16 protein-coding genes are annotated in these 21585 nt (G+C 54.3%); 6 read left to right on the forward strand and 10 right to left on the reverse strand.

Annotation, left to right across the window (positions count from 1 at the left end; all coding sequences use genetic code 11):
- Positions 1-19: 19 nt before the first annotated feature.
- Entirely contained in the window at positions 20-1321 is a 1302-nt protein-coding gene (locus NAZ64_RS16805; RefSeq protein ID WP_000017175.1) for an MFS transporter, read from the reverse strand.
- Positions 1322-1567: 246 nt separating this feature from the next.
- Here NAZ64_RS16805 and NAZ64_RS16810 point away from each other — a divergent pair, with 246 nt between their 5' ends.
- On the forward strand, positions 1568-1954 hold the full coding sequence (locus NAZ64_RS16810; protein WP_000272193.1) for a DUF3461 family protein: 387 nt from the start codon (positions 1568-1570) through the stop codon (positions 1952-1954).
- A 185-nt stretch (positions 1955-2139) separates the two neighbouring features.
- Positions 2140-5109 (forward strand): putative mucin/carbohydrate-binding domain-containing protein, encoded by a 2970-nt coding sequence (locus NAZ64_RS16815; RefSeq protein ID WP_483640992.1) that lies wholly within the window; start codon positions 2140-2142, stop codon positions 5107-5109.
- A gap of 121 nt (positions 5110-5230) precedes the next feature.
- Here the strand turns inward: NAZ64_RS16815 and cdaR are convergent, their stop codons facing one another.
- The 3 genes from cdaR to dgt all read right to left on the reverse strand — a co-directional run bounded on the left by cdaR (position 5231) and on the right by dgt (position 9615).
- Positions 5231-6388, reverse strand: coding sequence for a DNA-binding transcriptional regulator CdaR (cdaR, locus tag NAZ64_RS16820; RefSeq protein WP_000929420.1), 1158 nt, complete (start codon positions 6386-6388; stop codon positions 5231-5233).
- A 152-nt stretch (positions 6389-6540) separates the two neighbouring features.
- The gene (gene degP, locus NAZ64_RS16825) at positions 6541-7968 is read right to left on the reverse strand and encodes a serine endoprotease DegP (RefSeq protein ID WP_000753958.1); all 1428 of its coding nucleotides are present in this window, start codon (positions 7966-7968) and stop codon (positions 6541-6543) included.
- 129 nt (positions 7969-8097) lie between these two features.
- On the reverse strand, positions 8098-9615 hold the full coding sequence (gene dgt, locus NAZ64_RS16830) for a dGTPase (RefSeq protein ID WP_000146450.1): 1518 nt from the start codon (positions 9613-9615) through the stop codon (positions 8098-8100).
- A gap of 84 nt (positions 9616-9699) precedes the next feature.
- Between dgt and mtnN the strand changes: the two genes are divergently transcribed.
- From mtnN to NAZ64_RS16845, 3 genes are read left to right on the forward strand one after another with little or no spacing between them, the layout of a single operon-like run.
- The gene (mtnN, locus tag NAZ64_RS16835; protein ID WP_000689822.1) at positions 9700-10398 is read left to right on the forward strand and encodes a 5'-methylthioadenosine/S-adenosylhomocysteine nucleosidase; all 699 of its coding nucleotides are present in this window, start codon (positions 9700-9702) and stop codon (positions 10396-10398) included.
- On the forward strand, positions 10391-11191 hold the full coding sequence (gene btuF / locus NAZ64_RS16840; protein WP_001118843.1) for a vitamin B12 ABC transporter substrate-binding protein BtuF: 801 nt from the start codon (positions 10391-10393) through the stop codon (positions 11189-11191). The genes mtnN and btuF overlap by 8 nt, the downstream gene beginning before the upstream one ends.
- A 36-nt stretch (positions 11192-11227) precedes the next feature.
- On the forward strand, positions 11228-11851 hold the full coding sequence (locus tag NAZ64_RS16845) for a TRIC cation channel family protein (protein WP_000964234.1): 624 nt from the start codon (positions 11228-11230) through the stop codon (positions 11849-11851).
- Between the two features lie 100 nt (positions 11852-11951).
- Here NAZ64_RS16845 and erpA read toward each other — a convergent pair whose 3' ends face one another.
- Positions 11952-12296 carry an iron-sulfur cluster insertion protein ErpA gene (gene erpA, locus NAZ64_RS16850; RefSeq protein ID WP_001278668.1) on the reverse strand — a complete coding sequence of 115 codons (345 nt, stop codon included), beginning with the start codon at positions 12294-12296 and terminating at the stop codon, positions 11952-11954.
- Positions 12297-12377: 81 nt separating this feature from the next.
- A complete protein-coding gene (clcA, locus tag NAZ64_RS16855) occupies positions 12378-13799 on the reverse strand; it encodes a H(+)/Cl(-) exchange transporter ClcA (RefSeq protein ID WP_000845430.1) in 1422 nt (473 codons plus the stop codon).
- 169 nt (positions 13800-13968) lie between these two features.
- Between clcA and hemL the strand changes: the two genes are divergently transcribed.
- On the forward strand, positions 13969-15249 hold the full coding sequence (gene hemL / locus NAZ64_RS16860; RefSeq protein ID WP_001602163.1) for a glutamate-1-semialdehyde 2,1-aminomutase: 1281 nt from the start codon (positions 13969-13971) through the stop codon (positions 15247-15249).
- Positions 15250-15333: 84 nt separating this feature from the next.
- Here the strand turns inward: hemL and fhuB are convergent, their stop codons facing one another.
- From fhuB to fhuA, 4 genes are read right to left on the reverse strand one after another with little or no spacing between them, the layout of a single operon-like run.
- On the reverse strand, positions 15334-17373 hold the full coding sequence (fhuB, locus tag NAZ64_RS16865) for a Fe(3+)-hydroxamate ABC transporter permease FhuB (RefSeq protein WP_023230320.1): 2040 nt from the start codon (positions 17371-17373) through the stop codon (positions 15334-15336).
- A 14-nt stretch (positions 17374-17387) separates the two neighbouring features.
- Entirely contained in the window at positions 17388-18278 is an 891-nt protein-coding gene (gene fhuD / locus NAZ64_RS16870) for a Fe(3+)-hydroxamate ABC transporter substrate-binding protein FhuD (protein WP_001602130.1), read from the reverse strand.
- Complete coding sequence (fhuC, locus tag NAZ64_RS16875) at positions 18278-19075, reverse strand: Fe3+-hydroxamate ABC transporter ATP-binding protein FhuC (protein ID WP_001157204.1); 798 nt, start codon at positions 19073-19075, stop codon at positions 18278-18280. The genes fhuD and fhuC overlap by 1 nt, the downstream gene beginning before the upstream one ends.
- Positions 19076-19123: 48 nt before the next feature.
- On the reverse strand, positions 19124-21313 hold the full coding sequence (gene fhuA / locus NAZ64_RS16880) for a ferrichrome porin FhuA (protein WP_115286328.1): 2190 nt from the start codon (positions 21311-21313) through the stop codon (positions 19124-19126).
- Positions 21314-21585 lie beyond the last annotated feature (272 nt).

Genomic DNA, 21585 nt, shown 5'->3' on the forward strand with positions numbered 1-21585 from the left:
GCGACAGCCCCCCTTTGCATTACGGCGAATGCGGTAACACGGTTTCCGGCGCAATCTTTGCCGCAAATGCCGAAGCCAACGCAGTCAAAACGACATAACCGGCAACCAAAGTCCAACTGTTATCATAGACTGCGCTTAACGCTTTAGCGATAAACGGCGTGAATCCCCCTGCCACAACCGCCCCCAACTGAGCGCCAATTGATGAACCGCTGTAGCGTACAGGCGGATGAAACAGTCCGGCGAAAAAAGAAGGTTGCACGGCATTCAGTGAATTATGACCAATGTTAATAAGCAGAACGTAGCCCATTGTCATCAGTATGAGCGAACGGCTTTCCAGCAGCCAGAAAAAGGGAAAAGCCATTGCCGCGACAAAAAGCGCGCCGAAAATATACACCTGACGGCAGCCACGCCGATCCGACATGATGCCAAATAGCACGTGCATGGGATACGCCAGCAGACAGGTGAACATTACAATGTACAGAATAGTCAGGCTGGCAATCCCAAGCTGCGTCGTCGCCCAGGAAACCGCGAAGACGGTGGCAAGAAAAAAGGGAACGCTTTCCGCAAAACGTAGAATTATAATCAGCAAAATGCTGCGCCATTGTTCTCGTACCACTTTGACCACCGGCCTTTCTTCTTTTTGCTGCATATGCTTAATGGCCTGCTGCTTTTTAAACGCACGGAAGACAGGCGTCTCATCCAGACGATGACGCATATATAATCCAGGCAGCACCAAAAGCGCACTGAGCAGAAAAGGAATACGCCATCCCCACAATAACAACGCATCCTTCGGTAATTGGGTCACGACTATAAATGCGCCTGTCGCCAATAATTGTCCCGTGAGTCCTCCTGTTTGCGATAGCGCGCTTAACCGCCCCCGGTGCTTTCCAGCAGCATATTCCACGACCATTAACATGGCGCCTCCCCATTCGCCTCCAACCATAAATCCCTGCAGAAAACGCAGAATAACCAGTAAGGCAGGCGCCAGCGCGCCAATACTGGCGTAAGAAGGCAGGCAACCGATGAGAAACGTGACCGCGCCCATCCCACCTAACGTGATTAATAACGTGTTTTTACGCCCAAGCGTATCTCCCCTGTTGCCAAAAAATAGCGCGCCCAGCGGCCGGGAAATAAATCCCACGCCGAAACTGGCAAAAGAAGATAACGTTGCAGTCAATGGGCTGGCGCCAGGGAAAAAAAGCGGGCCAAATACCAGCGCGCTTGCCAGGCCGTATAATAGAAAATCATAATATTCAATGGAGTTTCCTATCCAGGCGGAAATCACCACCCGGCGAATAGTAGCATTATACGTTCCGGACATAGACTCCGCCTCTCAAGGTTATCGACCACTACCTCCGGTCAATTTTCCACACTGACCTCAAACGCTTTCTCTATAAACGGAATATCGCGTTGAATTACTTAAACTATCAATAACCACCGTCCTTTTACTCATGACGTTGCCGAGACGTCTTCTGCGATCAACCGCGCTTTTTTTGTATCCATTGGTGGCGAAAAACCAACTTTTCGTTAATTATTCAAAAGTTATAGTGTGATGAAGGATACCGCTATGTATGACAATCTAAAAAGTCTGGGCATTACCAATCCTGAGGAAATCGATCGTTACAGCCTGCGGCAAGAAGCCAATAACGATATCCTGAAAATCTATTTTCAAAAGGATAGAGGTGAATTCTTTGCTAAAAGCGTGAAGTTTAAGTATCCACGCCAGCGCAAAACGGTGGTCGCCGATGGCATCGGTCAGGGTTATAAAGAAGTACAGGAGATTAGCCCTAACCTACGCTATGTGATTGACGAGCTGGACCAAATCTGCCAGCGCGACCGCTCAGAACTCGATCTCAAACGTAAGATCCTCGACGACTTGCGCCACCTGGAAAGCGTCGTCGCGAATAAGATCAGTGAAATCGAAGCCGATCTGGACAAGCTTACCCGCAAATAAAAAAGCTGCCGGGGCTTCATTTCGGGCCCCTCTCACTCTGCTGCTCCCTCTCATCCGCCTCACGGCTACCACCATTTTTCATCACTATGCCTCACAGCGGCTCAATACATATCATTTCGTTATCCTGCTGTATTTATTAATAAAAATAAAAAGCTATGTTCATCCTCCCTATTTATGGAGGTTATATGACTCAGGAAATCACGCTAACATGTTATTCGCTGCCTGCGGCCCCCGGACTGGATAACATCAAATTTGAAAAGGGGCGCGAGCACGACCGCCAGGCGCTGGGATTTATTCTGCCAGCGAATACGCAGCTGCAAATCCGCCAGCCAAATAACAACGCCGGTAACGCCAGACTCCGTCTGCTGTGCAATGACTCAGCGTGTGAGAAATCGCTTACGCTGAACGGCAACTGGCAAACGATCAGCACAACGGTCGATTCCGTTCCCTTTATTGATACCCTCTTTTTTGCGCAGGGCGGCGAGTTTTCGGTGATCTACCGACAGCCAACCAGCAATAAAAATTTGCCACACTGGCGTAAGGGGCAATCCGAAGACACTTTTTTCCAGACCTGGGAAGAACAGGCGTCGCCTTTTGCCCTGCTGGAACTGGACCGCGTGCGTTTTCTGCTGCCCTGGGCGGATCGCGCTAATGTCATCAACGCCGGTATCACCGCGCTGGATGCGTACTATACGCGAGTGATCGACGCCTATAATGACTGGACTGGTCTCAGCGATAGCCCTGCTTCGCCGCTTAATCAAAATGTCGCTAACCGCTATTTTATTAAAGCGGATAAACACGGCGTCGGCGCGGCTTATTATCTCCCCTGGTGGTGCGCGCAAACGGCTGCAACATTAAGCCAGGGGTGGATCGATAATGTCGCCACGCAGTGGACGATTCTGCATGAAATCGGTCACGGCTATCAGGGCGTCTTTATGAATGACGTCGACCTGCCAGTCGGTGAGGTGTGGAACAACATTTACGCCGCGTTTTTCCAGCAGCTTAACCTGAACCAGGGGAACCATCTTTATACCGACGGCTGGCTCTATGATTACGGGCGGCAGTCTGAGCAGGAATTGCAATTCATTACCCATCTGCGGAATCGCACGCCGATTAGCGCCTGGGGCGTCCGACCCCGTCTGCAATTTCTGATGCTGATGTTATTTAAAGGCGGAACAGAAGCCTTCCGGGTGTTTAACCAGAACTACCGCGCGCTGGGTGCTGGCGAAAACTTTTTGCCCTGCGAGCATCGCCTGACCGATCTGCTGGCGGACGCCATCGCCACAGCCTCAGGTTATGACGTCGCGCCGTTTATTCAGCTGTGCGGCTTACCGGTCGATGCGTTCACCCGCGAGCAGATCGCCGCACAGGCGGTAAAACCCGTCTGGCCGCTTTACGATCTGCTGCCGGAGCGCGAATGGGAAAGCGTGCGCCAGCAGTTGGGACTGGACTCTTTTGTCTGGCTGGTTGAAAACGCCGAGCTGGCGGCGCTGAACAAAACGGGAACGCTCACGCTAACGCTGAATATCGATCAGCCGGAGCAACTTTATGGACGCGCCTTAACGCTACACGACAACGCCGGCAACACGTATACATTGCCCGTCAACGACAGTACGCTCACGTTAACTCCCCTGCCCATTGGCATTTACCATCTCACCCTGCCCAAAGGGCGATCGCAGAAATACCGCCCAGACACGGACTATGTGGTTATCCGCGAAGGGGAAAACGCGCTTACCGTTAATTTCACCGCCTTGCAGGACAGCGCCGCGCATAATGAGCAGTTGATTTTCCTCGGCTACGGCGACATGCCCTTCGCCCGTTTAGCCGTGGATCATGAGGCCAGACAATTAGTTCTGGACATCACGAAAGCCACGCCGCACAGCTACTTCGCGAATACGTTATACGCCAGCATAACGGTGTTAACCGCCAGCGGCGAAAAGGTTTTTGAACGTAAGATGAACGGAACAAACTGCGCCACCGAAAAAATTGTGGTACCGTTTAGCGACCACTACCACCTTTATCTTTATCATGCCGAGCCTGGCCGCCTGAAAGCCTCGCCGGGCTATCTGACATTGGTCTCGTCGACGAAATATCAGTTACTGCGTCTTGATAGCGAAGGGCTTTATCATTTTTCGCTCAACAACGATCCTGCCGCAGATCTCCAGGCTATGTTTATCCATCGCGCAGATGCTATCCGCGCCTGCCCTTCATTGATGGCGCAACCTTATGCCGCTTGCAAAAACGATCTCTGGCTGATGCTCTCCCACATTGAAGAGCCGACCCGTAGCGCGTTAATGCGCGACAGCGTTGATGTGCTGCCGACGGATAACAGCGAGCCGGGCGAAGGCATCGGTAAAGGCGTGACGTTGCAGTTACGCGGACAAGGCGACAGAACGTTTTGCCAGCTTGCTTACGATAATCGGCAACAGCGTATGACAATAGAAACACTGGCCGGGCAGCCTCATCCCTACTATACCGCGACATACAGCACGCTCACGGTGAAGGAGGAGTCCGGCGAGGTTATCTATAGCCGTCATTATGATGTCACCACCCACTATTCAGCCGATAGCGATACGGTTGTTTTGCAAGCGGGAATGTACATTGAGCTCTTCCATGACGAACCTTACCGTTGCAACGCCATCAATGAAACGACCGGGCAAAACGTCACGCTGAAAAAACACAACCGCTGGCGCGTGGTGAGCGATGGGCTGGAGGTCGACTCACCGGAACAAACGGAAGAGAAAAATACCTCCGATGCTGCCGCATTATATGGCGATAAATTCAGCTGGCAGCTTATTGGCAAGGAAGAAAATGGTTTTGCCAGTATGGAAATAGACATCCGTGCGCAACAATTTATCTTTACCGCATACCCAATTGTGCCGCATAGCGACTTCGCAACGGAATATGCGGCAGTGACGATTTATAATACGCGCGGTACGGTGGTTTACCGTCAGTCGATAAAAGGTTCAGTGCAGCTTGGCGGCTATACTGACGTCTGCGGGCTGGATGAGGATTATACGATTGAGGTCTTTCATGCCGAGGGCGCAGACCAGTCGGTTATCCGCAACCCGCTCAATGGCGAAAGCTGGCCGCAGCCGCAACACGTGATCTGGCAGGTCACGGCGCGGGGATTGCAGCGCCTGACCACGAATTAACCCCACCCCATCACAGCGTCTTCGGGCGCTGTGAGATTACGTTGTCGGATGACGGCTTTGCCTAATCCGGCCTACCTCTTCGCCCAATCTCCCTGCTCTGGTCAGCGAAGCGCTGCCGGACTTAACGCTGTTCATCCAGCTGTAGCGCCACATACAGCAACAGCCGATCGTCAAAATTTCCCAAATCCAGCCCGGTCAGTTCCGAAATACGATTTAGCCGATATTCCAGCGTGTTACGATGAATAAACAGTGCCTTAGAGGTCGCCAGCGGCTGGACATTATGGCGAAACCACGCCGTCAGCGTCCGACGTAATAATCCGTTGTTATCCATCGCTTTGAGTTTTACCAGCGGGCGCGCCAGCTCATTGGCCTGCCAGCCGCCACGCAGGCTATCTAACAGAACCGGCAGCATCAAATCCTGATAAAAATAGCTGCGGCTTTCTGGCATCCGCTGTTTGCCGACCATCATCGTGGTGCGCGCCGTGCGGTATGAGCGTGCAATACTGCCCGGCCCGGTAAAGTAATTGCCCAGCGCCACGCGAAAACGTAGCTGACCATTCTCTTTCATTCGCGAGATAAGCTGCTCTACGCGCTTACGATGATCTTCAGCATCCCAGCGACCAAACGAGTTTAAGGCGGGTTTGAGCACCACCATCTCGGTGAGAGACACAATGGCTATCAGGTTGTTACGCTCCGGCGTGGTAAGCGCATTCTGCAACTGCTGAAGTTCCGCCATTGCGCTATCGACGCCAAGCTGGCCGCTGTCGACTTCCACCACCGCCGCCACACGCGGTTGGTTCAAATCGATCCCCAAACGCTGCGCCCATTCCACCAGCGCCGGCGTATTTTCTTCGGCCTGAATCAGGTTCATCACCAGCTCTTCGCGCAAACGGCTATCCTGCGCCAAAAGGTGCATTAACCGCGACTGCTCCAGCATCATTTCGGCAGTCATACACACCAGTTCGCCATATTTACGCAGATGCTCTGGTTCGCCGGTGAGACCGATCACGCCGACAATTTCGCCCTCAAGGCGTAAGGGAAGATTAATCCCCTGACGTACCCCGTGCAGGTGTCGCGCCACGGCGTCGTCGATATCCACAACCCGGCCCTGCGACAGCACTAACAGCGCGCCTTCGTGCAATTCACCAATACGTTCCCGATCGCCGCTGCCGATAATACGCCCGCGGGCATCCATTACGTTGATATTGGTATCGATGATGCGCATAGTGCGCGCCACGATATCCTGCGCCATTTTGGTATCAAGATGCCAGCCAGCCATAAATCCCTCCTGTGAGCAGAGCACAAGCATAAGGAAGATGACAAGTCTCGACATTGTGCAAATGCACAAAACGGTGCAAATAAGTATGGAGTTGTGGGGGGTTTCACAGAAAAGTGTTGCCCCCTTCCATGGCGGAAGGGGGACAAAGGTGATTACTGCATCAGCAAATAAATAGAACTATCACCACGCTGAATATTCAGCGCCAGCACCGACGGCTTGCTGTCGAGAATTTTACGCAGCTCGGCGATATTTTTCACCGGCTGCTGGTTAGCGCCGATAATGACATCGCCTTTTTTGAGGCCAATTTGCGCGGCGGGTGAATTCGCTTTCACGCTGCTCACCACAACGCCTTTATCCTGGCCTTTATTGCTCATTTCAGCGCCTTCAATCCCGCTGAAGATGGTGCTGGAATCAACCTGACTCTGGCTGCTCTGCTGCAGTTCCAGATTAACCGTAATCGCTTTACCTTCACGCAGCAGACCGAGGCTGATTTTGCTGCCGACCGGCATAGTGCCGACCTGAGCGCGCAGCGCCGCAAAGCTGCTGATCGGTTTACCGTTCAGCGAGGTAATGACATCCCCGGCTTTGATACCCGCTTTCGCCGCGGACGAATTCGGCATCACCTGGCTGACGAACGCGCCACGCTGGGCGTCGACTTTCATCGCTTTCGCCAATTCGGAATTCAGCTCAGTCCCCATGATCCCCAGTTCGCCGCGTTTCACCTGGCCGTATTCCACCATCTGCGACGTCAGGTTTTTCACCATGTTACTGGGGATAGCGAAGCCGATACCGATGTTGCCGCCGTCCGGCGCCAGAATCGCGGTGTTAATACCGATCAGCTCACCGTTCAGGTTCACCAGCGCGCCGCCGGAGTTACCGCGGTTAATCGCGGCGTCGGTCTGAATAAAGTTCTCGTAATTTTCTACGTTCAGGCCGCTACGCCCCAGCGCCGAAACGATACCTGACGTCACCGTTTCGCCCAGACCAAACGGGTTACCAATAGCGACGGTATAATCCCCCACGCGCAGCGCGTCGGAGTCCGCCAGCTTAATCGCCGTCAGGTTCTTCGGATTCTGAATTTGAATCAGCGCGATATCAGAACGTGGATCTTTGCCCACCACTTTAGCATCGAATTTACGTCCATCGCTAAGCTGTACTTTAATCACGCTGGCGTTATCAACCACGTGGTTGTTGGTAACGACGTAGCCCTTCGCGGCGTCAATAATTACGCCGGAGCCCAGCGCCATGAATTTCTGTTGTTGACCGCCGTTGCCGCCGTTACCGCCGCCCTGGCAGAACGGAGAATTCTGGAACGGAGAACCGTCCTGGCAGAACGGGGAGTCATCGCCAAAGAACTGCTGGAAATTACGCGGCATACGCGGCGTATTCACCGTGGTGCTACCTTCTACATTAATACTGACCACCGATGGCATCACTTTTTCGAGCATCGGTGCCAGGCTTGGCATCTGCTGGGCAGTCATTGCTGAAGAGGACGTTTCAGCCGCCGTGGCAGACAGAGGCGACAATGCCAAACCTAAACTCAGAGCCAGTGCACTCATTGCTAATGTGGTTTTTTTCATGTGTTTCAATCTCGATTAACAGGTAACGCAAAATTGCTGTGTACGTCAGATTCATTTTATAACGCGAAGTTCCGGAACAAAGTTTCTGGAAAAAGTAAAAATTTATTGTCCATCTTTACAAAAGTCCATTTACTGTTCGACCGCCATCAAACGCCGATATTCATCCCATGCGTAAAGGTCAGTCATCCCGCTGATATAATCCTGAATCAACCGACAGCGATAATAATATTCCAGTACCGGGTACTCCGCCGAATCCGTAGGTAATTTACTGACGACTTCCACGTAGGCCAAACGATGGCGCGTAGAAAGTTTCTGAAATAAGCGCGATTCTATGGGGAAGCGTTTCAACCGTTCTTTTTCCACCAGCTCGCGAAAGTCGTTAAGCGACAAACTTAATAGCGGCTGATAGATATCTAATAACCCGCTGATCACCCGGTATCCCTGTAGTTCAAGCTGTTCTACATCCGGATGGCTAAACACATGTTCAACCGCCACATTCTTATAGAGTTCAAGCAGGCGGCTAAAACCGCTGGCATCTTCCAGTAACGCCTGATTGAAGGTACCGGCAAAAATCTGCGGCAAATTATCAATAAAACGCTGAGCGGCATAGGGCACCAGTTTATTTAATGTATTTACCCGTAAATACATAAAAAACTGATCTTCGGTACTGCGGCTTAATGTATTGGCGCGTGATTTTTCCCACGCATTTCCTACCACCAGCTCAAACAGCGAATCCTTCTCATGGTGGCCCCACGCGTGATATAAATGGTGGTAAAGCTGCTCAACGCTAAAGATTCTTTTCTCTACCGCATCTTCAAGATCGGCGACACAATAAGAAATATCATCTGCGGCTTCCATAATCCACGTTAATGGAAAGCGACTGTAAGGCGCTAACTGCAGTTCTTTACGTAACCTCGCAATATACTTCTCTTCAGAAAGATAATAGCCCGGTTTCTTCATTAAATAGCGATGGGAATCCGGCACCGGCCCTCGCCACCATGCCGGACGGGTATATTTTAAAATTCCGCCAACCTGCGCCCAGGTAAGATTCATCCGCATGAGCGTATGTACCAGACGAATTCCCTGTGCATTGCCTTCAAAATGGCAGATATCCTGACGTACCTTGCGGCGAATATCGTTCAGATTTTCTTCGCCTTCCTGTAACCGTAGCGAGGAAACCACACAGCGATCATGCGTGAGCGGCTGACTTTCCGCATCTTCCGGATGCAGCCGCTGACGAAACCAGTCATTGATCGCCGCCTCGCCAAAATGACCGAACGGCGGATTACCGATGTCGTGCATCAGGCAGGCCATTTCCACAATACTTTCAAAGGGACCGGTCAGCGCGTCCAGGCCGTACTCCTCCAGTCGGTTTTGCTCTTTCAGGCGGCTTAAAATCTCTTTCGCGATATAACGCCCCACCTGCTGCACCTCCATCGAATGCGTCAGGCGAGTACGTACTGCGGCATTGCGCTCCAGCGGGAAAACCTGCGTTTTTTGCTGCAAACGGCGTATAGCCGGAGAGTTGATAATCCGCCCGCGATCGCTTTCAAAAATCCGCAGGATCTCATGTTCCGTCTTTACGCCCTGCGGTGAACGATAACGACGATGCCAGTTAATTTTATTTCGGAAATCGATCGATGCCATATTCTCTCCCCGCCTGAGAAATGCGCTTCCCCATAAGCGCATGATAAACTATGCCCTCAAAACTGACTTATCGCGAGTAAATCTATGAAAATCGGCATCATTGGCGCAATGGAAGAAGAAGTTACGCTGCTGCGTGACAAAATTGACAACCGTCAGACGATTACGCTGGGCGGCTGCGAAATTTACACCGGCCAGTTGAACGGCACCGAAGTGGCGTTGCTGAAATCTGGTATCGGTAAAGTCGCGGCGGCGCTGGGCGCAACGTTGCTTCTGGAGCACTGCAAACCGGACGTGATCATCAATACCGGTTCCGCAGGCGGTCTGGCGTCCACGCTGAAGGTCGGCGATATCGTCGTCTCTGACGAAGCGCGTTACCACGACGCTGATGTGACCGCTTTCGGCTATGAATACGGGCAATTACCGGGCTGTCCGGCCGGATTTAAGGCCGATGATAAACTGATCGCCGCCGCAGAATCCTGCATCAGAGAGCTGAATCTGAACGCGGTACGCGGCCTTATTGTTAGCGGCGACGCGTTTATTAACGGCTCCGTCGGGCTGGCAAAAATTCGGCATAACTTCCCCGACGCGGTCGCCGTAGAGATGGAAGCCACCGCTATCGCACACGTCTGCTATAACTTCAACGTGCCGTTCGTGGTGGTACGCGCTATTTCTGACGTGGCCGATCAGCAATCGCACCTCAGCTTTGACGAATTCCTCGCGGTGGCGGCGAAACAGTCGACTCTGATGGTCGAGACGCTAGTACAGAAACTGGCGCATGGCTAAGCAAATGTTCAGGGCGCTGGTCGCCCTGCTGCTTACGCTCCCGGTGTGGCTTTACGCTGCGCCGCGCGTCATTACCCTCTCTCCCGCCAATACGGAGCTCGCTTTTGCCGCCGGGATTACGCCCGTTGGCGTCAGCAGCTATTCCGACTACCCGCCCGAAGCGCAAAAAATAGAACAGGTCTCTACCTGGCAGGGAATGAATCTGGAACGCATTGTGGCGCTGAAGCCGGATCTGGTCGTCGCCTGGCGCGGCGGTAATGCGGAACGCCAGGTAAACCAACTGACGTCATTAGGTATTAAGGTCATGTGGGTGGACGCGGTAACCATCGAACAGATCGCCGACACGCTCCGTCAACTGGCCGCCTGGAGCCCGCAGCCGGAAAAGGCTCAGCAGGCAGCGCAGACATTGCTAAACGAGTACGCCGCTCTCAACGCCGAGTATGCCGGTAAAGCTAAAAAGCGCGTCTTTCTTCAGTTTGGCATGAATCCTCTGTTTACCAGTGGTAAAGGGTCTATTCAACATCAGGTTTTGACGACCTGCGGCGGAGAAAACGTCTTTGCTGACAGCCGCGTGCCGTGGCCGCAAGTCAGCCGTGAGCAGGTGCTGGCAAGGCATCCCCAGGCCATTATCGTGGCCGGAAAAGCGGGCGAAATTCTCAAAATTGAACAATACTGGGGAAACCTGTTAAAAATTCCGGTTATTCCGCTTAACAGCGACTGGTTTGAACGCGCAAGCCCGCGTATTATCCTCGCCGCAAAACAACTCTGTAATGCGCTTTCACAGGTGAATTAGAGCCTGTCTTACCAGGCTCCCAGTGGGGATTCGACAATGCTCGTCTATTGGCTGGATATTGTAGGCACGGCTGTATTTGCTATCTCTGGCGTGTTGCTGGCCGGGAAATTACGTATGGACCCGTTCGGCGTCCTGGTGCTCGGCGTCGTTACTGCCGTCGGCGGCGGGACAATCCGCGATATGGCGCTGGATAACGGCCCGGTATTCTGGGTTAAAGATCCTACCGATTTGGTCGTCGCCATGGTCACCAGTATGCTGACCATCCTGCTGGTTCGCCAGCCAAGACGTCTGCCGAAATGGATGTTGCCGGTACTGGATGCGGTCGGGCTGGCGGTGTTTGTCGGCATTGGGGTGAATAAAGCCTTCCTCGCTGAAACGGGGCCATTAGTGGCAGTCTGTATGGGCGTGATTACCGGCGTCGGCGGCGGGATTATTCGCGATGTTCTGGCACGCGAGATTCCCATGATCCTACGCACCGAAATCTATGCCACGGCCTGTATTATCGGCGGGATTGTTCACGCCACCGCGTTTTATACGTTTTCAGTACCGCTGGAAAGCGCCAGCATGATGGGTATGGTCGTCACGCTGTTCATTCGGCTGGCGGCCATTCGTTGGCATTTGAAATTGCCGACGTTTGCACTGGATGAAAACGGACGTTGATATTGTTTTGCTCGATGGCGCTACGCTTATCGGGCCTACAGGAAAGATGTTGTAGGCCGGATAAGACGCTCGCGTCGCCATCCGGCACAACGAACAGCAATCAAATGCTGAAGGAAGAGCCACACCCGCAGGTACTTTTCGCATTCGGGTTGGTTACAATGAAGCGGGAACCTTCCAGACCTTCGGTATAATCCACCGAACCACCCACCAGATACTGCAAACTCATCGGGTCAACCACCAGGCCAACGCCCTGTTTTTCGATGGTCATATCCCCTTCGTTCACCTGATCGTCAAAGGTAAAACCATACTGGAAGCCGCTGCAACCGCCGCCGGTGATATACACGCGCAGTTTCAGATTCGGGTTATCTTCGTCAGCGATAAGACTTTTTACTTTATTCGCTGCTGCGTCGGTAAACTGCAGCGGCAGCGCTACGTCATCACTCATATTTTGCTCCAAACGACATCGGTAATTGGATAAATTTTCACCCAATATTGGCAGTCATTATCTAATACCCTGGTAATTCGTTCAAGTATTCTCGCCCGCAGGCGCATTCTGGTTTTTCGCCGCCTGTTCCGCATCCTGCTTCGCCAGAGTGCGCGCCAGGATGGTTGAGTATAACGGTTTCCCGCCCAAAAACTGGGCTAATAGTGTCGCGCCAAGACAGGTGATAATCATTGGCAAAATGAGCTGATAGTTATCGGTCATCTCCAGCACCAGCACAATCCCCGTCAACGGGGCGCGCACCGACGCCGCCATCAGCGCCCCCATCCCGGCAATCGCAAAGGTACCGGCCTCCAGGTGATACTGCGGGAAAAGCACTGCCGCCGCCATACCGAAGGCCGTACCAAGCAGCGTTCCCAGCGCCAGCATCGGGGCGAAAATGCCCCCCGGCGCGCCGGAAGAAAAGCAAAGCAGCGTCGTGACCACCCGGGTAATAAAGATGAACAGCAGTAGCCCGACGCTAAAATTACCTGCCGCGGCGATAGGAATAAGGTTAAATCCGCCGCCTGCCGCTTCCGGCTCAATCAACCCCAGAATACCGCACAGGCCGCCGATCGCGCCGCCCATAAGCACCCATTTTTTAATTTCGCCGCCATGAAAGCGCTGAAACATATCCTGGGTACGCAGCACCAACGAATTAAATACCGGCCCGACGCAACCAAAAATAATACCGAGGATAAGGTATAACCACAGCGTGTTAACCGGCGCATCAGACAGTTTGCCGACTTCAATAATCGGCGCTTCGCCGTTAAATATGCGGAACACAATGCTCGACATGATGACGCCGGTAAACACCGCTTTAATCGAAATCAGGTTGTAGCGAAACTGCGGGCGCATCTCTTCAATAATAAACAGGATACCCGCCAGCGGCGCGTTAAACGCCGCAGAGAGCCCCGCCGCCGCGCCGGTCGCCAGCAACGTATGCCGCGCTTCGGCGCTGCGCATACGAAAAACATCCAGCACCATGCGCCCCAGGTTGCCCCCGATTTGTACCGTTGGCCCTTCGCGCCCTAATACCATTCCTGCGCCCAACGTCCCCATCCCGCCGATAAACTTCACCGGCAACACGCGCCACCAGCGCACCGGACGTAACTCCTCCAGCGCGCCTTCAATTTCCGGGATACCCGAGCCGCCGGCTTCCGGCGCAAATTTTCGCACCAAAAAGTAGCCGACCATCGCCAGTAACGCCGAAAGGATAAAGGCCAGCGGCCAAAGCAAAAACGCATGGTCCGCGACCTGAACCAGCGCGCCAATGCGCATGTTTTGTACCCAGGAAACCGCCTTTTCAAAGGCGACGCCAACCAGTCCGGTAAGCGTGCCGACAACGGCCGCCATGAACAGGATGGCCAGCGGCGTTTTATCCCGCTGCATTAACCGGCGAATCTGATCTCTGCGCCGTAAGCGCACAATTTGCTGAGCTAAAAAGGTGGAAGTGTCTGTTTTCATCAGAAGATCATTAATTGGTAATACAAATCTAAAGTCGGCATTCTACTCGCCAACGCCGTGAAAATCCCCTGCAAATCGTATTGTTTCAAATGCGTAAAACTTTCATAACCTTCTCTGAATAACTTAGAATAGCGGGTATTCACTTTTTCTACGAACCAGGAATCTTTCCATGAGTAAGTCTGAAAATCTCTATAGCGCGGCCCGCGAGCTGATCCCCGGCGGTGTGAACTCCCCTGTTCGCGCCTTCACTGGCGTGGGCGGCACCCCGCTGTTTATCGAAAAAGCGGACGGCGCGTATCTGTACGATGTCGATGGCAAAGCGTATATCGACTATGTCGGTTCCTGGGGGCCAATGGTACTGGGGCATAACCACCCGGCTATCCGCAATGCGGTGATCGAAGCTGCGGAGCGCGGTTTAAGCTTCGGCGCGCCAACCGAAATGGAAGTGAAAATGGCGGAACTGGTCACCAACCTGGTGCCGACCATGGACATGGTGCGCATGGTGAACTCCGGTACCGAAGCGACGATGAGCGCTATTCGCCTGGCGCGTGGTTTTACTGGCCGCGATAAGATTATCAAATTCGAAGGCTGCTACCACGGCCACGCAGACTGTCTGCTGGTCAAAGCCGGTTCTGGCGCGCTGACGCTCGGTCAGCCGAACTCACCGGGCGTGCCGGCAGATTTCGCGAAACATACGCTGACCTGCACTTATAACGATCTGGCGTCAGTGCGCGCGGCGTTTGAACAATATCCGCAGGAAATCGCCTGTATCATCGTCGAGCCGGTGGCGGGCAATATGAACTGCGTCCCGCCGCTGCCGGAATTCCTGCCAGGTCTGCGCGCCTTGTGCGATGAGTTCGGCGCGCTGCTGATTATCGACGAAGTGATGACCGGTTTTCGCGTAGCGCTGGCCGGAGCCCAGGATTACTACGGCGTCGTGCCGGACCTGACCTGTCTGGGTAAAATCATCGGCGGCGGGATGCCGGTAGGCGCGTTTGGCGGTCGTCGCGATGTAATGGATGCGCTGGCGCCAACGGGCCCGGTTTACCAGGCGGGCACCCTTTCCGGCAACCCGATTGCGATGGCGGCCGGTTTCGCCTGCCTGAATGAAGTCGCCCAGCCCGGCATTCATGAAACGCTGGATGAGCTCACCACCCGTCTGGCGGAAGGGCTGTGCGAAGCGGCGCAGGAAGCGGGGATCCCACTGGTCGTCAACCATGTCGGCGGCATGTTCGGGATTTTCTTCACCGACGCTGAGAGCGTAACCTGCTATCAGGACGTGATGGCGTGCGACGTTGAACGCTTTAAGCGTTTCTTCCACCTGATGCTGGAGGAAGGCGTGTATCTGGCGCCATCGGCGTTTGAAGCGGGTTTTATGTCGGTCGCACACAGCATGGACGACATTAATAATACCATTGACGCCGCACGTCGGGTGTTTGCGAAATTGTAAAGGATGAATTGCCGGGTGACGATTACCCGGCCTACATTCTACGCCGTAGGCCGGATAAGGCATTTATGCCGCCATCCGGCAAACTCAGCGGCTCTGTTTACGTAGCAAATAGATAAAGTACGGCGCGCCAATAAAGCTTGAAAGCAGTCCCGCCGGGATCTGATACGGAAATAGCGCCATCCTGCCGCACCAGTCGGCAAAGACCAGTAAAACGCCCCCTGCCAGCGCCGAGATGACCATATGCGGCATCGTCCGGCGAAAACCGAGCATCCGCGCAATATGCGGCGCCATCAGTCCAACGAAACTCAGCGGCCCAATGGTCATCGTCGCAGTTGCCGTCAAACAAGCCGCCAACGCCAGCAGCGCGATACGCGACGGCGTAAGCGCCATGCCCACCGCGCGCGCGGCATCGCCGCCCAGTGGCAAAATCGTTAACCAGCGGCGACACAACGGCACAATTGCCAGCAAAATCACCATCACGATCGCGGTTCGCGTAACCTGCCCGCCAGTGGCGTTATAGGTAGATCCTGCGATCCAGGTCAACACTTCCGCCATCCGCGGGTCGCCGCTCGCCTGGAGCATCATTAGCAGCATGGTAAACGCGGTGCTGAGCGCCATCCCCGCCAGCAACATCCGTTGTGGCGAGAAACCGCCGCGTCCGGCGGCTAACATAATAATCAGCAGTGTCGCCGCCGCGCCCAGGCTTCCGGCGGGCAGTAGCCAACCGAAGGCATTCCCCGGCACCAAAAACAGCATCAACACCACGCCAAACGCGGCTCCGGAACTGATCCCCAGCACTTCCGGACTGGCCATTGGATTACCGGTCAGACGCTGAATAATGCAGCCCGCCACCGCCAGCATGACGCCCGCCATTAACGCCGCCAGTATCCGCGGCCAGCGCCACGGCATCAGTTCCTCAAGCAGCGTTCCGCTCGCCCACGTCCAGCCGTGCGCGTCGCGACCAAAAGAGAGCGCGACCCATGTTGCCAGTAGCAGGAGCGCGCCACCGGCAACGGCAAAAGCGAGGACATGCCGACGTTCCGCCGCCACACGATCGCTGGCGTTCATATCCGGCGCGCTCATGCTTTTAAGCCGCGGCAGCAGCCACAGGAGCAGCGGCGCGCCGATTAGCGCCGTCACTGAACCGGTGGAAACTTCCATCCATACGCGGGTGAGCCAAAGGATAATCTGATCGGATAGCCACAAAATAAGCGCCCCAATGAGCGGCGCCAGCATCAGGCGCGCCAGCAGACGTCTTGCGCCAAGCATTTTCGCCAGCAGCGGCGCAAACAGGCCGATAAAACCGATAATGCCCACCGCGTTGACCAGCAGCGCGCTCAACACAATCGCCAGCGACAGCGCCGCCAGACGCGCTAACGACAGCGCCAGACCCAGATTACGCGCAACGCCGTCATCCAGCCCCATCAGCGTCATAGGACGTAACAACAATAACGTGAGCATCACACCGCCCAGCAACTGCGGCCACAGACGCTGCACGCCGCTCCAGTCGGTTTGCGTCAGCGTTCCGGTGCTCCATAAAAACATGCTTTGCAACTGATCGTGGTGGAAAATCACCAATAGCTGGTTGATAGCCCCACAATAGAGGCTGACCACCAGCCCGGCGAGGATCAGGGTCACTGGCGACAGACGTTTGCCCCACGCCACGCCGAACACCAGCGCGCCGACGATACAGGCTCCCGTCAGGGCGGCAAACTGCGTCGCCAGCGCGCCGGGAATCGCCCATAGCGTAGTCACCGTGATCCCCAATTGCGCGCCGGTCGCCACGCCCAGCGTGGTCGGTTCCGCCAGCGGGTTACGCAATACTTGCTGGAACAGGACGCCTACCAGCCCAAGCCCCGCGCCCACCAGCAGCGAAATCGCCAGTCTTGGCAGCAGGCTGTAATGAAAAATCATCTGCTCAATGATGTCGATATCCGGTGACCAGATAGCCTGTTGCCACTGGCTGCGCGGTAGCGCAACGGAGAAGTTAACCCATGTCAGCCAGCAGGCGGCAACAAACAGCGCCAATAACAGCAACGCCGGATGGCGGCTTCGCCTTATCCGGCCTACAAAGCGCCCGAACCGTAGGTCGGATAAGGCGCTTTTCGCGCCGCCCTCCGGCATTTCACGTTTTCTGCTCACGCTTTGCCTCCCAACACGTTATCCAGGATGCGGACAAAATGCATCGTGGAGAGGGTCGCGCCATAGAACCAAACGGCGGGCACCCGGTGAAAGCGCCCGGCGCGGACAAACGGCATGGCCTGCCACAGCGGCGTTGCCATCAGCGCGTTCATATCGGTGCTATTCCCGTGATCGAAGCAGATCACATCCGCTTCTTTATACATCGCCAGCCGATCGATGCTGACCGCCGTACTGCCCCAAAAGTTGGTTTCACCCTGCCAGGCATTGACAATGCCATACTCGTCCAGCACCTCCTGGAACAGGCAATTCGGGCCGAGCACCAGCATATGCCGCGGATCGATAAGCGTCGTCATCAGTAACGGACGCCCCCCACGGCGGATAAAGTGCGGCTTCTGGCTGGCGATGAAGCGATCGTATTGCGCCAGATGTTTTTCTGCCGCAGTTTCCAGATTCAGCGTCTGCGCCAGTTCAACCAGCGAGCGTCGGGCCACCGCCAGCGGCTTTTTGCCGTCGCTAAAATTAAACCCGCGCCCCGGCGCGATCCGCGCCAGTTTCTCCGGCGAGGGTCCGTACCCTGCCGACCAGACCATAAACGACGGCTTCATCTCTGTCAGCAGTTCGAGATTGGGTTCAGTGCGAAGACCCACATCAATCACCGAATCCGGCAACGGCGGTTCGCTAACCCACAGCTTATAATTTGGCACGTCCGCCACGCCATAAGGCGTAATACCGAGCGCCAGCAGCAGCTCAACCGGCAGCCACTCCAGCGCCACAATCCGGCGGGGATCGATAGCGGCAGCCTGCGCCGTATTCATTTGCCACAGCAGCGGCGAGAGCGCCATCGCCGTTAATAAACGGCGGCGAGTAAGAGGATATAAATCACGCATTAATACACAAAACTCACAGGTGCCGCGCCCGCTGGATGCGGAAGGATACCCATCGGGATACCGTAAATCTGCTCCAGCGTGTCACTGCGCATCAGTTCCGCAGGCGTTCCTTGCGCAATCATTTCACCGCCGCGTAGCGCGACTAAATAATCACAGTAGCGGGCCGCCATGTTGATATCGTGCAGCACCGCAACCACCGTCAGCCCGCGCTGCTGGCTTAAACGATGCACCAGCGCCAGCACGTCAACCTGATGGGCGATATCCAGCGCTGACGTCGGCTCATCCAGCAGCAGACAACGGCTGTCCTGCGCGACCAGCATGGCAATCCACGCGCGCTGGCGCTCGCCGCCGGAAAGACTGTCTACCAGACGATGCGCCAGCGGTTTTAAGCCGACCAGCGTAATCGCCTCGTCTACTTTTTCCCGGTCCGCGACGCCAAAGCGCCCCAGCGCGCCGTGCCACGGATAGCGGCCAATCGCTACCAGTTCGCGCACCGTCATTCCTTCCGCCTGCGGCAATTGTTGAGGCAGATAGGCAACTTTGCGGGCAAACGCCTTGCTGCTCCAGCTCGCCAGCGGCTGATTGTCGAGCAGAATATCCCCTTCGGAAGGCGGCTGATGGCGGCCCAGCATTTTTAACAGCGTGGATTTACCGGAACCATTATGGCCGATAAGTCCGGTGACGCGACCTGCGGGAAACGTTAACGAGAGAGGGTGTAAAAGCGTGCGGCCCGGCACACGAAAGGCGACGCTTCGCAGCGCAAAGGTGGTATCGGAATGAATGTGGTTTTCCTGCATCGCAGCCAACTTGTAAAACGGGCACGGCAAGCCGTGCCCAAAAAGAAATTAGAAACGGAAGGTTGCCGTTGCAACGACCTGACGTTCTGCGCCCCAGAAACAGCCGTAGGTCTGGAAGCAGCTGGCGACGTATTCGCGGTCGAGCAGATTATTAACGTTAACCGCAATGCTGGAGCCCGCCATACCAAAACGCGCCAGATCGTACTTGACGACCGCATCCATCACCGCTGCGCTGCCTACCTTGAAGCTATTGGCCGGATCGCCGTAACTGGAACCAATAAAACGACCGCCTGTTCCCAGCGTTAAACCTGACAACGGACCGTCGTTGAAGGTGTAATCGCCCCACAACGACGCCATATGTTCAGGCACCTGCTCTGGCGTATTCCCTTTCAGATTAGTGTCTTTCGTGTATTCAGCATCAGTATAAGTGTAAGACGCCGTCATATTGATGTTAGCCGTCAATGCTGCTTTGGCTTCCAGCTCTACACCTCGCGCACGAATTTCGCCTGCCGGCACCTGCGCTAATGGGTTGGTTGGATCGGCGGTCAGGTTATTGGTTTTGGTCAGCTGATAAACGGCACCCGTAACAACAACCGGCATGTCTTTCGGTACATATTTCACCCCTGCTTCATATTGCTCGCCTTTTGACGGCTTGTAAGAAACGCGTGGGGTGCTCCACAAATCGAAGGCGCTTGGCTCGAAAGATTGGCTATAGCTGAAGTAAGGTGAAATTCCATTATCGAATACGTAGTTTACGCCACCGCGCCAGGTGAACTGGTGGTCATTACGTTCAATATATCCTTCTGTCGGCGTAGTGGAATTCTGACGCACCGTTGTCGCTTGTTTAGACCAGTCATAGCGGCCGCCGAGAGTAAATACCCACTTATTCCATTCCGCCTGATCCTGAACATAGAGGCCTGTTTGTTTACTTTCGTTCATCTGGTACGGCTCAGCGCCGCCGAAAGCAAAGTATTCAGGATGGTAATTGTTATAGAGATCGATTGACGGCGCGCTACCAAACGTCGCGTTAATATCATTACGCATACGCATGAAATCGACACCCGTCAGCAACGTATGATCAATATCGCCGGTCGCGAATTTACTTTGCAGTTGTGTATCTACGCTGAAATTCTGTAAACGCTCGTTGTCAACGATAGTACCGCGGTTAAGCGTATGGCCGTCCGCCGCAATCCCCGTGCCATAGACGCTTTTTTGCGCGGTTTTCATTTCGACAAAACGTAAATTCTGGCGCACGGTAAAAGTGTCGTTGAAGCCATGCTCGAAACTGTATCCCACCATTTTCTCGTTACGAGAATAGGTGTTGTTTGACGCCCCTTCGTTGAAATCCGTTGGCAGACGTTTACCATTCGGTAACGGTTCAACCGTTCCCTCTTTCGGCAGCCAGCCGTAGTAGCCGGTCTCTGGTTCGTTCTGGAAATAAGAAAGGAACGTAAAATTCGTTTTCTCATCCGGACGCCAGGTAAAAGAGGGCGCAATCGCATAGCGCTGCGACTCAGAGCTCTTTTGCTGTTCGTTTGTCGAACGCGCCAGTCCCGTCAGACGATATGAGAACTCACCGTTGTCATCCAGGGAATCACTAAAATCAAAACCGGTCTGGAACAAATTGTCCGTCCCCATTTTGAATTGAATTTCTTTCAGCGGCTCAGTAGTCGGCCGCTTGCTAACCATCGAAATGATACCACCCGGGTTGCTCTTACCGTAGAGAACGGACGTTGGGCCACGCATCAACTCAACACGCTCAAGCATGTAGGGATCAATAACCGCATCGTTGTAGAAGTTCCCCTGCAATTTCAGGCCATCCAGATAGTTGTTCTGGCTCAGGCCGACGGAAGAGAAGCCACGGATAATCACGAAGTCATAGGTATTGGAAGCGCCGCGACTGCTTACCGTTACGCCCGGCGTGTAACCCAACGCTTCTTTTACTGACTGGAATTGATGCATCTGCATCTCTTCGTTAGTGACCACCGAAACCGACTGTGGCGTTTTTTCGATAGGTGTATCAGTTTTGGTGGTAGTGGCGGAACGCTTCGCGGCGATGGTCGGAGCCGGTCCCCAGGCACTTTCCTGCGCGGCAGGCGCTGCGGTTACGGTAATGGTTTCTTCTTTCGGTTGAACCGCCGCCTGTGCATAGACAGACATGCCGCTAACCGCTGTGGCTACTACAACTGCGATTTTACGCAGTGAGGAGTTTGGCTGAGCAGTTTTAAGACGCGCCATTGGTATATCTCTGATGAAAGTGAATGATAACGTAAACGATAATTATTATTATAACCGCAGCATGATAGGCGAAATATCGTCGCAATGGCAAGCGATACGCGGCCCTACGAAAACTAAGGGGTTAAGAAATAACCAGATGAAAAGGAAGGGTTAATAAATTAGACTGAAATGTTATTTATGGAGGATTTGCCGGATGGCGACGTAAGCGTCTTATTCGGCCTACGTCGCACATAATGGGGTCGTAACGGTGTAGACCGGGTAAGCACAGCGCC

It is taken from the genome of Salmonella sp. A1325, assembly GCF_056991255.1.